At 59.5% G+C, this 15644-nt stretch carries 12 protein-coding genes; 4 read left to right on the forward strand and 8 right to left on the reverse strand.

The window, feature by feature from the left end; genetic code table 11:
• Positions 1–18 precede the first annotated feature (18 nt).
• The 6 genes from ACFSNN_RS40720 to ACFSNN_RS40745 all read right to left on the reverse strand — a co-directional run bounded on the left by ACFSNN_RS40720 (position 19) and on the right by ACFSNN_RS40745 (position 9121).
• The gene (locus tag ACFSNN_RS40720) at positions 19–1221 is read right to left on the reverse strand and encodes an MFS transporter (RefSeq protein WP_134456469.1); all 1203 of its coding nucleotides are present in this window, start codon (positions 1219–1221) and stop codon (positions 19–21) included.
• The gene (locus tag ACFSNN_RS40725) at positions 1218–2594 is read right to left on the reverse strand and encodes an ATP-grasp domain-containing protein (protein WP_134456470.1); all 1377 of its coding nucleotides are present in this window, start codon (positions 2592–2594) and stop codon (positions 1218–1220) included. The genes ACFSNN_RS40720 and ACFSNN_RS40725 overlap by 4 nt, the downstream gene beginning before the upstream one ends.
• A 78-nt stretch (positions 2595–2672) precedes the next feature.
• Positions 2673–4226: a carbamoyltransferase C-terminal domain-containing protein gene (locus ACFSNN_RS40730; RefSeq protein ID WP_134458912.1), complete on the reverse strand. Its 1554-nt coding sequence runs from the start codon at positions 4224–4226 to the stop codon at positions 2673–2675.
• Positions 4227–4492: 266 nt separating this feature from the next.
• Entirely contained in the window at positions 4493–5587 is a 1095-nt protein-coding gene (locus ACFSNN_RS40735; RefSeq protein ID WP_134456471.1) for an SGNH/GDSL hydrolase family protein, read from the reverse strand.
• 289 nt (positions 5588–5876) lie between these two features.
• Positions 5877–7718 (reverse strand): carbamoyltransferase family protein, encoded by a 1842-nt coding sequence (locus ACFSNN_RS40740; protein ID WP_208949472.1) that lies wholly within the window; start codon positions 7716–7718, stop codon positions 5877–5879.
• A 38-nt stretch (positions 7719–7756) separates the two neighbouring features.
• Positions 7757–9121 (reverse strand): iron-containing redox enzyme family protein, encoded by a 1365-nt coding sequence (locus ACFSNN_RS40745; protein ID WP_377689389.1) that lies wholly within the window; start codon positions 9119–9121, stop codon positions 7757–7759.
• A 9-nt stretch (positions 9122–9130) separates the two neighbouring features.
• On the opposite strand from ACFSNN_RS40745, the gene ACFSNN_RS40750 reads away from it, so the two are divergent.
• From ACFSNN_RS40750 to ACFSNN_RS40760, 3 genes are all read left to right on the forward strand, one after another.
• Complete coding sequence (locus tag ACFSNN_RS40750; RefSeq protein ID WP_166799233.1) at positions 9131–9292, forward strand: hypothetical protein; 162 nt, start codon at positions 9131–9133, stop codon at positions 9290–9292.
• Positions 9293–9481: 189 nt separating this feature from the next.
• The gene (locus ACFSNN_RS40755; protein WP_166799234.1) at positions 9482–9934 is read left to right on the forward strand and encodes a hypothetical protein; all 453 of its coding nucleotides are present in this window, start codon (positions 9482–9484) and stop codon (positions 9932–9934) included.
• Between the two features lie 1169 nt (positions 9935–11103).
• On the forward strand, positions 11104–12255 hold the full coding sequence (locus ACFSNN_RS40760; protein WP_134456474.1) for a branched-chain amino acid ABC transporter substrate-binding protein: 1152 nt from the start codon (positions 11104–11106) through the stop codon (positions 12253–12255).
• Positions 12256–12316: 61 nt separating this feature from the next.
• Here the strand turns inward: ACFSNN_RS40760 and ACFSNN_RS40765 are convergent, their stop codons facing one another.
• Positions 12317–14230 (reverse strand): DUF3857 domain-containing transglutaminase family protein, encoded by a 1914-nt coding sequence (locus tag ACFSNN_RS40765; protein WP_134458913.1) that lies wholly within the window; start codon positions 14228–14230, stop codon positions 12317–12319.
• 139 nt (positions 14231–14369) lie between these two features.
• Positions 14370–15035: a hypothetical protein gene (locus ACFSNN_RS40770; protein ID WP_012432564.1), complete on the reverse strand. Its 666-nt coding sequence runs from the start codon at positions 15033–15035 to the stop codon at positions 14370–14372.
• Between the two features lie 333 nt (positions 15036–15368).
• Between ACFSNN_RS40770 and ACFSNN_RS40775 the strand changes: the two genes are divergently transcribed.
• Positions 15369–15506: a hypothetical protein gene (locus tag ACFSNN_RS40775; protein WP_166799235.1), complete on the forward strand. Its 138-nt coding sequence runs from the start codon at positions 15369–15371 to the stop codon at positions 15504–15506.
• Positions 15507–15644 lie beyond the last annotated feature (138 nt).

The raw sequence follows: 15644 nt of genomic DNA on the forward strand, positions 1-15644 counted from the left end.
TGAGTAAAGCCTGTCCACTTAGCGGCTGTAGGCCGACTCGCTCAACGCACCGATCTCCCGCACGGCGTTCCACGTCATGCTTGCGACGTAGAGCACAATGAACACCAGTGCCGCGACGAACAGGCCATACTCCTCTGCGATCCAGCTACCAGCAAGGCCCGTGACGATCATCCCGAGATAGACGCTCGCATACTGGAAAGTGGCGACGAGCGCGATATGCTCGGGTGGCGTCGCCGCGACGACGTCGCCCTGATGTTTGAAAAACAGCACCTCCCAGAAAAACATATAGACGAAATAGAGCGCGTAGCTGACCGTTACGCTCCTTGACGCCGTCGATCCCACCATCGCACCGAGGCAGATCGCGTTCATCGCGAACATCGCCGCCTTGCCGGGCGTGACGCCACGCCGGCTAGCGAACGCAAACAGCAATGCCGCGACCAGGGCCGATGTTGCGCTGATGATCTGCAGATAGCCGACATAGGTCTGCGACAGGCCGAGCACCGAGGTTGGCAAAGTCACCCGCGACACGTTGAAGAACCCCTGGTACACCGAGACCAGCAGGACGAAAGCGAAAAATTGGCGCTGCAACGCCGGCGATGTCCGCAGCACCTTCGTGAGCGCACGAAAAGCACCTGCCGACACACCGGGCGCGGGCTGGGCGGGCGCGGCGGGCAACAGCACCGCCGCCAGCGTGGCCAGGCTGTACGCTGCGATCGTGACCGCTCCTGCCATCGCTGACGTAATCTCGCTCTTGTATAGCGACAGCACGACACCCGCAATCGCACCGGCGATGAACTGTGCAGTCAGCGTGATTGGCAACGCGTACCGAATGTCGCTCGTCGAAAAATAGCGCTTGATCGCGACGGTTCGGGCGATCCGTTGTGTCGCGTCGAGAAAACCAATCACCAGCGTACCGACGATCGCCGCCGCCACAAAGCGGTCGACCAGCGCGTAGGTCGCCACCGCGACCAACGCACCGGCGAGGTTGAACCCGACGAGGATCGTCTTCGGTGAATGCCTGCTAGCCGCCGCGTTGATGACCAGACACAGCAGGACCGGAATGACCATGGGCGCGAGCAAGACCGCTTCGGACAGCAGCATTGAACTGGTCTTCTGATACGCCACGTAGGATAGGTAGACATAACTAAACACGCTCGCCGCGATGGACGAAAGATTGACAATCCAGAGCAGCACGCTCACTCGGAAGGGGGTCTGATTCATTGTGCGCAGTTTCCGTTGGAGCTCCATGCGTGATCGGGCAAACGCGACTCGAGCCCGTCGATCAGGCTATAGGCCGCAGATTTCAAATCGGCCGGGTTAGCGCTAAAGAGGAACGCTTGTCCCGCATAGTTCAGCAATCCGCCTGCACCGTCGTATGGCGTCATGCAACTGCCCGCCTCCGCCGACTGGGCAGCTTCTATTCCGACCTTGGCGCGCTCGCCGACCAGCGTATGCCAGTCGACCAACTCCGGCCTGAAGGTCTTGGCGCCGCGCCACGGCGTGCCATTGCTGTCGCAGCCAATCAGGGCGACAGACGCAGTTGCACAACGCGGCGGATGCTGCTCGAATAAGGGAATCGGCGCCTCCACACCGAGCATCACGTCAAGAAACAAATCGATATAGTCGATGTCGAACACCTCATCCACTTCCTTGGCGATGGCGACTCCGCCCATCCGGGCGGCGGTTTCGAGAAACGACACCGCACCATTCGCCATTAGCTTCATTTCGGTGTGGGTCGCGCAGTTTTCGAAACCGAGGGCGTCGATCGCGATCCGGGTCATGGCGACGATCTGCTCCTTCCTGTCGCGGCTCAACACGCATGGCGCCACGTTACCCAACTCAGTGAACGGCTCAATGGTTCGCAGACGGCCCGTCATGGCAAGCGGAAAATACTCGCCGTCCCGCACGAGCCCCTCGACGCTAAGATAGTCGCCGTATCCGTCTTCGGCGTACCACGACTCGGTCGTCGACTCGATGATTTCCTCGGCGACCAGTTGTGGAAAGCCAGACCGTTCGGAGAACTCATGCTTTCCCGCACGACGCGCCGCCTCGGTGGCATCAAGAAGACGAGCAACGGCACCGTCGAGCTCATGCATGCCACGCACTATCTGCTGGCCGATCGAACCTGCGCCATATGCCAGTTTGAGGAGCACCGGAAAACGCAACTCCGCGATCCGATGCAGATCTTCGGGCCGCCGGATCGCGCAAAACGCTGGTTGCGGCAAGCCAGCTTCCTGCCAGCGCTGGCGCATCAACGTCTTGTTGCGTGCCAGGTCGACATTTGGGCCCACGCCACGCAGGCCGAGTTGCGCAGCTAACTCCGACACAGATTTCAGAAGGAACTCAGAAAATGTGAACACGGCATCCGGTTTCAGTGCATGCGCGATTTCAGTAATGCGCGCGAAACCGTCGTCCGGGTGCAGGCCGCTAAAATCGTGCAGCGCTGCGCTGTACCGGGACAGTGTTTCGAGGTTGCGGGCGGACGGCTTGCTAACGATGCAGGTGTGCACATCGCCGCGGCTCGCGACTTTCGGAAAGAGGTAATCGAGCGGAGGTCCCGCTGGAGCGTAAACGTAGAGAATTTTGGCGGTCATGGTTGAGGAATTTTCAGGGCAAAGCGCATGCGATTCGAAAAACCCGACCGGGCGACCGTCTGGCCGCCCGATGTGAAATTACTTGCGGATCACGCAGAACCGATCGTCATAAACGAAGGCGTCAATTCCGGTGGTTTTGCAGTACTGGTAGAGATCGCTCGTGCGGTTGATAAATCCGGTCCCGTTGAAGTTCAGAGATGTGTTGCACAGCACGCCTGAACCGGTCTGACTACGAAACTGTTCGAGCAGCGCGTGCATGCGTGGATTCTGCTGCGCGTTAACGGTCTGCACGCGCGCAGTTCTGTCGACGTGTGTGATTGCAGCCAGCTCCGGATTCCGCACTTTCTGGAAATACAACATGTGCGGCGAAGGTCCGACCCAGTCGAAGTGGCGAGACATTTCTTCCTCCATGCAGATCGGCGCTACTGGACGAAATTCTTCGCGCTTCTTGACGCGGTTCAGCCGATCACACATAGCGCGAGCGAACGGTGCGGCGAGTATCGACCGGTTGCCGAGTGCGCGCGGACCCATCTCGCACCGTCCCTGAGTCCACGCAACAATCTTGTTCTCTGCGAGAAAGCCGGCGACGTGCGCTAGATCGAGCGGATAAGTCACTACGTCCGGCATATCCGGCTGATCGTCAATAAACGCACGGTCGCTGTAGACGGTCCATTCGAGCTTCGCGCGGCCTGTGAATTCCCGCATCGCGTCGACAGCGGTGCCGATCGCGGAGCCCGTATCGTTCGTGCAGGGAGGGACGAATACGTCCTCGAATAACCCACTATTGCGCCACATCGTGTTCCAGTCGCAGTTCAGGCCACATCCTCCGGCAATCAACAGCGGATATCCGTTAGTCAGATGCTCTTTCGCGTACAGATAAAAACGGTTGAATATCTCATCGGAGTATCGCTTCGCCAGCCGGGTGAAATCGGGATGCTGCAAGCCAAGGTTGTGATATTTCGAACCACGTAGATCGTCCTTCGCCAGCGTTGCCAGAATACTGTCGCGCTTCAGCAGAAAATCGGTGATCTCGCGCTCGTCGGGCGTCATTTCGCCGGACTTCCCATACGCGCACAGTGCCATCAGCTTGCCTGGATCTTCATTACGCAGCTTGCCCTTCGGCAGCGTGAACGTGGGGTCCGCGAGTGCGTACAGGAATGCATACTTGTTGCCTGGCGTCATCATCACGCGACCGACGTGTTGCACGTCCAGTTTCTCGTCGACCCGATAGAAGTCACCGAGCGCGCCTTCCCATGTCAGCACATAGCACGGCCTTCCTTGCTCGAAAGGCGACAGACCATAAGTGCACCAGATGTGAGAGCGTTCATGGCTGCTGGAGAAATAGTTGACGTTTGCGCCGAACATTGTCGTATGGTGATGCTGGACCGCCTCGTTGCCGTGCCCGTAGTAGCCGGCGCCAATGGGTGCGTTAGCAGCCATCGAGCCTTTGCCCCACCCGCTTACGGCAAACACGTCCGGCATTGCCCCGAGTTGCTCGGCGGCAAACACAAACTGCGACGGATTGAACACTTCGTAGCGTGGAAAACTGTCTTTTTCCGGTTCGAATGACCATTCCAACCTACCGGCTGCCGCATCGACCAGCGCGACGGCGCCATCATGCCCCGGCTTCATAGAAAAAATCTTCACGAGACTCCTGTCCTTGTGTACAGGGGGCGCTCACTGCCCCCGAATAGAGATGAACTTCGTGGCGCCCTGCTGGTTGAAGGCACCTCGTCAGCCTGTTCCATGCCCTCAGCGAAGCGGATAGATCGAGTTCTCCCGGTTCTTCTTTTTCTTCCGGAACAGCTTGCGAAACAGCGCGGCGAGAGCCGCAAATGGACCAGACTTCTTCGTCTGCGTTTTCATGAATGTCTCCCAATGCCCCTTCGGGCAAATCGTCAAAGCACTTTGTCGGCAATCAAGCCTGCCACTTCGTCATAGCCCTTGTCGTTGAAATGCACACGGTCTACAAACAGGTAGTTGTCGATGACTGGCGAATCGCGCAGGAGCGTGTTCATATCCGCGAAACCGATCTCCTGCCTCTCGCAGGCCTCTCGTATTCCGTCGGCAAACGGGCCATGAATCTCCTTGCCGAGGATCCCCGAAAAGAGTCGCCAGAAGTTGTTCGGACAACTGTCTATGGCGTGAAAGATCGAGCCTTCTTCCACCGTCAGATGATTCCGGGTCCACGACGACATTGGTTGCAAGACGAAACTCAGCTTCGCGCCCGTTCCGGCCAGCAATTGCTGCCACTGCTTCATCGCATTCGACACGACCCATGCGGCACGTCTGACCCGCGCACCTGTGTGGATACCTTCGTCGGTGATCACCACGTCCGCAGGGTTGTCCTCAGACAGCAACCGATTAATGTAGCGGGAGATGAAATTCTTCTCGCGACCGTCCAGCGCCGACGCGTAAGTTCGCGCGCGTCGTTTCAGATCGTCGTTGTAGCGATTCATGTAGTGCTGGTACTCGAATGAATAGTAATAACGCCCGTGGTCGGTGGCGAGTTCATCCGGCTGCCCTTCGAGCGCAAGCGTGTTGATGCCGCTCAGTATCACTACATGATTGATCCGCTCGAAACGGTGCTGATGCATCATGTACATCAGCACCTCTTGAACCGCGTTATAGCCGCGTCCGCTGAAATTCAACCATGGCTCGCCAGTCCTGGCGGCAAGCCGTGAAGCAACCGTATGCGAGTCTGCCGTAGCGCCGGTCCCCAAAGCGGTCGAACCGCCAACGAGCAAGTTGACTGGTCGCCCCTTCGGCAAGTTGGCCACGCTTACATCTCGAATGTCACCGAATGTGCTGAGCCGAAAGCCCAAGTCGTCCGTGTTGATCACGTCGGATCGATAGTTCTTTTGATGAAAAAACATCGTGTACGGCAACCAGCGTACGCCGAGGTACATGAACTCGTCATACTCACGGATCTGCGGTGTCAACCGGTACACCTCGCGAACCGCCTCATCGTGTGTCAATGCTTGTCTGTCCATTCAGCCTCCTAGTGCCGATATCAGGAATTGCCATGCGTGAACTGCCGCACGCTGTCCTGGTGAAGGCCAGCGTCGTTGGTCCGAACAACTGGATAAAGGTGAAAGTAGGTTGATAGCCGAACATTCCTGCGCAAACGGAGCTTGTCCGAGATGAGTCGTGCACATACGCCTAGCGGGACAACGAAGATAAAAAACGACAACGTGAGAATCGCGAGCAATGCAAACCTCAAGACCATTTTCATGGATGTCTCATAAGGAAATGTATGGATACAGCGGTTTCGCCGCCGGTTCAGTCGAGTGCGAATTCGGTACGCCAGTCACCCTCTTCCACCAGTTCCGGCTGATCGGTTTTACGCAGCACATAGTTCCCGATTACCAGGTAATCCATCTGCGTGCGCATAAAGCAAAGATACGCATTCGACGGCGTCTCGACGATGGGCTCGCCGCGCACATTGAATGACGTGTTAACGAGAACCGGACAACCCGTCAGCTGATGAAACGCTTCGAGAAGCTGTCGGAAACGGGGATTTGCGTCATTCCCGACCGTCTGCACGCGCGCCGAGAAATCGACGTGCGTGACGGCAGGAATCGACGAGCGGACGCAATTGAGCAAATCGATGCCAGTCAGCGTTTGCTGCGGCGCACTGAGCTGTTTGCGATGCATGGGTTGAACATCGACGACGAACAGCATGTAAGGGCTCGCGCTACCCAGTCCAAACCATTCCTGCGCGTGTTCCTCAAGCACGGCGGGCGCAAAAGGCCGGAACGACTCCCGGTTCTTGATCTTCAGATTCATCACGCTTTGCATCGTCTGGTTACGCGGGTCTCCGAGAATGGAGCGCGCACCTAGAGCGCGTGGTCCGAATTCCATGCGGCCTTGAAACCAGCCCACCACGTTGCCTCTCGCAAGTAGCTCCGCGACGTGCGTGGCCAGAGATTCATCGGAAAGGCGCTCGAACACCGCACCATGTCCGTTGAGCATGACCTCGATTTCGGCATTGCTATACGAGGTGCCGAGCAGGGTTGCCTTCATCCTGTCCATTGCTCCAACCGTGCGAGTGCGCCCCATCTGCATGTGCCAGCCAGCGAGCGCCGCGCCCACCGCGCCGCCCGCATCGCCGGCAGCAGGTTGCACCCAGATCTGGTCGAAGACCCGCGCCTCGAGCAACTTGCCGTTCGCAACGCAATTCAGCGCGACACCTCCCGCAAGACACAGATTGGATTGGCCTGTCTGCGCGCGTAACGTTCGACCGATGCGCAGCATCGCTTCCTCGAGCACGCGCTGCACTGATGCGGCGAGGTCAAACTCGCGCCTCGTGATACGGCTCTCGGGTTCGCGGCGCGGGCCGCCGAACAGCGCCGCGAAATGTTCGGTGACCATGCTGTTGCCGACTGCATAGTCAAAGTACTTCATGTTCAACCAGAAGCTTCCGTCGGGCTTCAGATCGATCAGGTTGTCGAGAATCGTGTTGTAGTAGACCGGCACGCCATACGGCGCGAGTCCCATCAACTTGTATTCGCCCGAATCGACCTTAAAGCCACAGAAGTACGTCATTGCCGAGTACAAGAGACCGAGCGAGTGAGGAAAGCGAATGTCCCAGACCGGATGCAATGCGTTTTGCTCGCCGACCCATGCGCTAGTGGTCGCCCATTCGCCCACGCCGTCAACGCACAACACGGCCGCTTCCGCGAACGGCCCGGGGAAGAAGGCTGCCGAAGCATGCGACACATGGTGATCGACGTAATGGATCTCGGTATGTCGCGCCGATACCCCGAAGCCGTTCTCCAGCTCCCCTCGAATCAGTTGCTTGACGAACACCTTGTCCGTGAGCCAGCCTGGCACGTCCGAAATGAAGGAGCGGAAGCCTCGGGCGCCAAAAGCGAAGTAGGTCGATACTATCCGGCCAAGCTTTTTGACTGGATTCTCGTAATAGAAAATCGCGGAGACGTCCGCAAGTGTGACGCCGGCCTCGCGCAGGCAGTAGCGCAGCGCGTTCAATGGGAAACCCGGATCGTGCCGGATCCGCGTGAAGCGTTCCTCCTGCGCTGCGGCGACGATCTCGCCGTCGCGAATGATCGCGGCTGCGCTATCGTGATAACCGAACGAGACACCAATGACATATGAATTCACTCTCACATTCCTTTCTTCAGCGTATGGCGCGTGAATCGTCAAACCATATATTCCGGTTTTGAGAACATTTCCTTCCAACTGCGCCTTGGAATCGCGAGTGCGCGAAAACCGGTCCATACACGGCGCCACTGCGTGCGCGATGCCGCCGGGCTGGCCATGGCCAGCGCCGCGTCCATGTAAAGTTCGATAGCGCGTAGCGCCATGGCAGAGTGCCCGGTCGAGACGTTATCGATCGTGTTGTGCAGGTCAACGAAACGGGTATCGAACCGGTAGTGGCGCAGTTCGTCGCGCGCCGTGCGGTATGCGCCTCCGACACCTGACAGCTCCATCGCCAGATTCAATCCGAGCGTTTCCGGCAGAAAACGGCGCGGAAACTGAGAGATCGACAGCCAGAATGCGGGCACTTCAAAAGCGGCGTCGCTGAACAGTTTGCTCATTGCGAATGCACGACTTCTGAAATCCGGCAGATCGATACCCATCTGCTGCATGAGATCGCGATAGATATTCGGATGATTCAGTTGCGGGTCGCCATTGCCGATCTCGTCAGAAAAGATCTCGAATAGCAATGAGCCGATGCCTGTTTCCACGTAACCGGCGTTGGTCCACCGTTGCACCCAGCCGCCATCGACGAAAATCATCGGGCACAACTGCACGGCCTCCTCGATCACCTGTTCGCGCGGCTTGTCGATGTCCTGGCCTGGACCTGCATACGACTGTGCCTGCCGCAACGCCCGATCCTCGAACCAGTGTCGCAAGCGTTGATGCGTGTAGTCTACGAACGGCAACATGTCCGGACCGTAATCAACGAGCCGGGCGACGCGCGCCAGCCATGTTTGCGCGAACGCGCCGGCCGCGTCGAAAACGGACGGGTTGCTCTCGTGGTTAAGCAAGCGGTGATACAGTTCGCGCGCCCCCAACTTGCTCGCCGCGCGCATACGAGTCCTGTCGGCATCAGCACATGCGGTCGCTTCGGCAACACCATGGTCACCCGGAACACATGGTGCGGCGGTAGCCGATGTCGTGACCCGCGAGCTGTTGGTAGAGGATCCCTGCGGTGTGTCGGCAGGCAGGGATGCTATCCAGGCGTGTATCACATCGAGTTCCCCGGGGGAAAATACCCGGAACATCGGGCCCCCGAATGCGACCAGCCGGTTAAGCAATGCGCTTTGCTCTGGCTGGCCTCGCACGATCCAGCGCGAGTGCGCGAGATCACGTACAAACTGGTCAGCATCCTGCACGACATATTCGTCAAATGAATGGCCGGAGAGCTTGAGGCGTGTGTGGTAACCCACCGCAAAGCGGGACTTTCCGCGGATCATTTCGACCATCGCGACCGTCGGATTTAGCAAGTAGTCGCGTGCGTGACGAGTGATCGCGGCGTGCCACGCGTCCTGCAGATGCATTGACAACCGATGTCCGCGTTCGATGCGCGCCGCCATGACCAACGGGTCGCTGGCCGGCTCGCCGAACAGTTCGCCGATCGCCTGCTCGATGTGCCGCTGCGCGGCCTGCCTCGATGCGTCATGGCGCGCCGCCATGTACGGGTGTCCACGCATGGCAGCGTCGGCGCATAGCAATGCTTCGACTGCCGGCGCGATCGGGACCTGCAACTCAAAAAGCGCCGCGCCGAGGATTTCCGGACCATACACGCCGGGACTCAGCGATAACGCTAGCCAGTAAGCCCCGAGATTCGACGACTCCGGCAGCAGTCTCGCCTGCTTTGCGAACATAGGCGAATCGATAGTCGGCAAATACTGGCCGGTATGTTCGAGCAATTGACGATACAGGCAAGCATGATTGCGTGCGAAAGCAAAGCCGCCGGTGTGCCACAGGTGTGCCGCATGCACATGTGCGGGGAATGGCTCGTGACTGTTTGCCGCCTGCGTCATGTTCTGCAACATGCAACCCGGCGCGAGCCCGACCGGTGCATATTGCGCCGCGACGAAACGCATGGCAGCGGACGTGCACGCCGCCGGATGACGAATCAGCTGATCGGAACGCCACTGGCCAGCAAGCGTGTCGAGCCATGCGACCAACTTGCTCGCATCCACGCAGGGCGTCGCGGCAGCAAGAGAATCAGATTGGAGCGCCGCGTCGTCATCATCAAGAAGCGATGCAATATACGCCTTTGCCGTGCTGCGCACCTCAATGTGGGCGTCTTCCAGATTCATAATCTGGTAGTAGAGGTGCGCACTCGTTATTTTTATAGTCATTGAATGACGGAATTTGTTATTACCGTATTTTTACAGAACCGCAAAACCTAGCGCGATTTTGCCGACATCCCTTCGAACACTCCAACACACCGAAATCCATTATCTAAAAACGAGAAACGTGCGCCTCATCGACCTGGCGAACCTCGCTTTGCACCATTCAGTCAGCCCATAAATGCGGCAAAGCCACTAAAAGGATGTGTAACGATTGATTCCTCGCCCTCAGAAAAAGGGAAACTGTCTGCACCGATAGGAAGCTTTAAATGCGCCCGCTGCCGCGCTTGAACAAGGTGCGGACAGTTCAACTGGCTATCAGATCGCGAAGATTCGCTATCCACAGCGTGCTCATGATAAGTTGCGAGTGGGTCTGGAGCATTCATATATTTTCTTCATCGTTTTGCGAGACGCCCATTCTCTTTGCACCATCCGTCCGAAACCCTAAGCTCACGAATGGAAAAATGATTTGCGGAATCGAGAAAAACGTTTCACAAATAAATGGCGAGCCAAGTTTTTTAAAAAGCCACCTTACCGTTCAACATCGATTTATTCGCATACTTTCGTAGTATTGCGGGTGCGTGTCAAGTATCCCGCCAATTATCAACGAAATTTTACAAACTCCGCCAAACTGAAAAACATATGCACCATTTTTCGGAACTTGGCGACCCCCGGCGATTATGTGAAGCGAATATCTTTAACAAGCTCAATCAGCGAAAATATCCATTTTGCATACCCTTGATGTTCCGCTTGTCTAAACGGGTTTGCGCCAATACTCCGACGTTTGCGGGCCGCCTCGGTTGCCCGTCAAGTCGAGAAATCACAATAAGAATTGCCGAAAGCGCCGCTCGCTCCGCCCTCTTAAGCATATGCCGCAATCGGCACCCTCGCACCCGCGCTGGGACGCCGCCAGCGAACGCCCTGCGCGGACTATGCCGAAATGCTCATTCAAAGCGCCTCGAACTGCCAAGACGGTGCCAATTTGGCTTTCTATATTCGCGCCAGATTGATCACCGCCTGAACGCAAATCCGCGCAAGTGCGCGCATTCCCGCATTGTTCAAAGCGACCGATCATTCGTAGTCTCTCGATGCGCGCCATGCGAAGCCCATGCGCGCGCGTCGATCCAGCGTTACCGCCTTGCCGCTTTCACAACCTGAAACTGTCGATGGAAGGAGAGACCATGAGTCTTCGCTACACGCTGAAACCGCTTGCCCTGTTCGTTGGCGCTATCTTCGCCATCGCGCCGCCGGCCAGCTTCGCCGACGACCTGCCGGTGAAGATCGGCTTCGCTGCCCCGCTGACCGGCGCCAACGCCGGCTACGGCAAGGATCTGGAGAATGGCGTCCGGCTCGCGCTGGAAGAAGCCAACGCGCAAAAGATCAAGATCGGCGACAAGGTGGCCCAATTCCAGATCGTCTCCGAAGACGACCAGGCCGACCCGCGCATCGGCGTGCAAGCCGCGCAGAAGCTGGTCGACGCGGGCGTGTCCGCCGTGGTGGGCCACTTCAACTCGGGCACGACGATCCCCGCCTCGCAGATCTACGAGCAGGCCGGCATTCCGGTGATCGACCCGGCCGCCACCAACCCGACCATCACCGGACGCGGCTTTGCGAACACCTTCATGGTAATTTCCACCGACGCGCAGAACGCCGGCAATGCAGGCGTCTATGCCGTGGAAGTGACCAAGGCCAAGCGCATCGCGATCATTGACGACCGCACCGCGTTCGGCCAGGGCGAAGCGGATGAGTTCGAGAAAGCGGTGAAAGCGCACGGCGGCAACCTCGTGGCCCGTGAGTACACCGACAACAAAGCGGTCGACTTCAGCACGCAGATCACCAAGATCAAATCGACCAATGCCGATCTGATCTTCTTCGGCGGACTGGACACGCAGGCGGCGGGCTTCGCCAAGCGCATGAAGCAACTGGGCATGAACGCGCAACTGGTGGGCGGCGGCGGCGTGATGGATCAGGACTTCATCAAGCTCGCGGGCGATTCGGCCGAAGGCGTGATGGCCTGGGAATATGGACGGCCACTCGCGCAGTTGCCGGGCGGCAAGGATTTCTCCGCGAAGTTCAAGAAGCGCTTCGGGGTGGATATCCTGTCCTATGCGCCGTTCGGTTATGACGGCGCCTGGGCCGCGATCAAGGCCATGCAGAAGGCCAAGTCCAGCTCGCCGAACGACTACCGGTCCGCGCTCAAGGCCATCGATTTCGAAGGCGTGACCGGCAAGATTTCCTTCGACAACACCGGCGCGTTGAAGAGCGGCGCATCGACGCTTTATCAGGTCAAGAATGGCGCGTGGGTGCCCATCGTGACCAAGAGCGGGAGTTAAGCCGCGTGTGACCCCGGCACGGGTTTCGATGTTGCGCCCGTGCCGGCGGTATCGGCTATCGCTATGGGCTCTTCGACCTGGCGGCCTTGACCACCAGTTCGGCATCGAGGTCGCGCTCGATTCGAACGAGATCGTCGTGCATTTCGGCGAACTCACTCGCGGAGCACATCTGATGGCCAAAGGCGGCACGCAAGTGCCGCCTGACCTGCAAGACTCGCGCGGCAGGATCGTAGACGTAGCGGGATGAAAAGGTCAGAAAGCGGTTTTGCACCGCCGTGTCAGACGGCAAATCCGTCACTCGCACGAAGCGCGGCAGCGTCATTTCCAGAGTCTCGTCGAACTCTCCGCCGATGCACGTCCAGGGCTGAGTCCTCGATGGCTCCGCGAGCCACGCCTGCACCTGTGAGCCCATGCCGCCGGAGAAACTCGTCAAGGCCGGCACCGCCGTAGTGCCGTCGGTCCAGACGAAGTGCTCCACCTTCCCTTGCATCGACGTGGCAAACGGTCCGGTCGTGGCGCTGAGATCCGCCGTGCGCAATTGCGTCGTGCCGTGCAAGCCCGTCTGCAGCAGACGATTCGCGGCGATCTGCTGCGTGCGCTGCCGCGTCGAGCGCCTGAAGGTATTGCGCTCGATCTCGGCAGTAAAACCCGCGTCCTCCGCGCGGTAAGCGTAATTCGCCGCCCCGCTTTCATCGATGTCGATCTGCACGCGCGCGCTGCGTTCGCGCAACTGCGTGGCCGGCGTGCGCGACAGGACGCCCTCGCCGACCAGCAAGACCGGCCGGTCCATCACGCTCGGCGGCAGATAACCGAACGCCGTGCCGCCCGCCGTCGTATCCGCATACAACGACAAGTCAGGAATCCAGATAATCGCGTGATTGATCGCGCTCGATCCGTAGCCGGGCACGTCCGGCAAACTGTAGTACGGCCCGAGATTGAGCAGCACCGCCTCGCTGCGGATACCAACCGCGGCCAGCAGCGCGCCGTAGAGCGCGACGTGGTCCTTGCAGTCGCCGTAACGGTTGCGCAGGATGTCGGCCGCCTTGTGCGGAATCGCCGCCGTTTCGCCGAGAAACAGCGCGACGTAGCGGATATTCAGACGCATCCAGTCGTAGAGCCGTTGCGCCTTCGCGCGCGGATCGTCGGTGCCGGCGGCGAGCGCTTGCGCGAGGCCGACAATCGCCGGATCGCCAGTCGTCGCGTCGGTTGCGGGGCCCCGATAGCGAGCGGCAAAATTCGCGAAGTCCCGCACTGTCGATACCATCAGGCGATCGCCCCAGTTCGCGTAGCCAACCGAGCCCGCTTCGAGCGGCGCATACGGGCCGTGCTGGTAGTCGAACTCGTAGCGGGTACGGCCGTTTGCCGTGACCGGCGGCACGGCGACGTAGCCGTGCGCGTCGGCATAGAGCGGCACGTCGGCGGGCAGATCGAAGATCAGGCGTTGCAGTTCGACCGGGTCGCGCGTCGGCTCGACGAGGTACGCGAAAGTGCCCGCCTGCAAGGGCTTCGTGCGCGCCTTGCGAAACGCCAGATGCACGCGCGAGCCCGCCTCCACGCCGGGGAAGATCACCGTGCGCAACACGCCGTCCTCGAAACTCGGCGCACCTGCCGAGCGCGGCTCCTGCACGTCGCGGATCGCCTCGGGACCGACCGGATGCGCAACGCCGTCCACGTCGATCGTTTCGGCGGCCAGCAGTTGCACCTGCTCGATGTCCTTGTTGAACCACACGTAGCGTTGCGCGATATCGTCGACGCCGCTCGTCGTGTCGGCGCGCAGGACGGTGTCGTCGTATTCCTCGACGGAGCCGTCTTTCTGGATCGTGAAGAGATGGACGTCGCGCTCGATCGTGGAAGGCGCGCGGTCCTCACCGGACGCGGTGGACGTATTGTCGTCGGCGAACGCGCCAAGCGCGACGCACGCGCCCAGCGCCGACCCGCAGGCCAGCCTGAGAAAAAACGCCACGCCCCGCGTCATGTGCGCCGCGCCCTGCCTCGCGCGCCATCCTGTCGACAACGGGCAAGCGCCTGCTGCAGCGTGACGGCAATTTTCCCCAAGATGCACCTCGGCTGAGTTCTTATCGTGGTTTTAGCACGCTAACCGGCCGCTCACTGCCTCACTCCGTCTCGCCGAGTTGCCCGAGCAACGCCTGCAATCGCTCGACGTGCCTGAGCAGCAGGTGCCGATGCTTTTCGATCTGCTCCAGCCGTCCCGCGAGATCGGCCTGGATCGGGTCGTCGAGATCGGCGGCGGCGATCACGTCCTCCACCTTGGCACGCATCGTCGCCAGTTCGACCGGCGCGTGAGTCAAGTGCCGCTCGAAACGCCGCACGTCCTGGATCGCCACATCGCGGACCTTGCGAAAGTGCGCCTGACGCCGATGCGCTTCCGCGTCGAGGATTTCTTCCTCGACGCGCTTAGCCGGCCCCGGCTGGCCAAAAATCGGTTCGGGCGGCCGCAGCACCGACTTCTTTCGCACCGGATGCGCCGTGCCGCGAAACCGCGCGAGCGGCTGTTCGTTGTCGATCGCTTCACGCGCGTTGGGCGGGATGTCCTGCTCGGTGTGCGGCGCGTTCATCCAGCCGCCCGGCAAACCCGTCACCGCTTCGATGCCGCGCACGAATTCCTCGCTGAATTCGCGCTGGCCGGACAACATCAGTTTCAGATAGCTCGCGGAGAAGGTCATCATCCGCGCGAGTCGTGTGGCCGCGCCGACCTCGCGGGTCAACAGCACCAGGTTTGCTCGCCAGACCGGGAGCAGCAATTCGTCGGAATCTTCCATCGCTGGGTCTTCCATCTTTTTGCCCGATGTAGAGATCACGCGCGTCGCACGTTATCGTTTTGAAAGGGTAGACGCTTCACCACATGGCGCGCAATCCCGGAATGCCACTGTGTGAGCGTCGAACTGTCGTAAATACACGCCACTGCGCGACTACGCACCATTGCCCGCTATCCATTGCCGGTGGCGGCTTATCACGAGCGTCGTTGTGAATTGACACCTGGGTTTGCTCAGCGTTCCTCCGCTCAATGCGCGCGATGTGGCATGCTTGCAGGCGGTCGCGGCACGCCCCGTGCTGCGCCGTTAGTACCCCAACACTGATTTAAGGATTTTGTAATGAAGAAGATCGTCCTCGCCATCGCCGCAGCCGCCGCAGCCCTGAGCGCCATCGCTCCCGCGCAAGCTTATGAACATCATCACCCTGTTTGCCACAAGGTGCGTGTTCATCATCACTGGGAAAAACGCTGCCACTAATGGCGGTGCCACGCCCTGACCGGCACGTCATAAAGCCTCGCTAAACGCGGGGCTTTTTTTTCGGCATCAGGTCGAAGCAGAGCAAGCTGATTTCTTCAACGCGCTCTATACGTTCTGCGCGAAAACGGCAGCATGCAA

It is taken from the genome of Paraburkholderia dipogonis, assembly GCF_042680985.1.
Lineage (GTDB): Bacteria > Pseudomonadota > Gammaproteobacteria > Burkholderiales > Burkholderiaceae > Paraburkholderia > Paraburkholderia phytofirmans.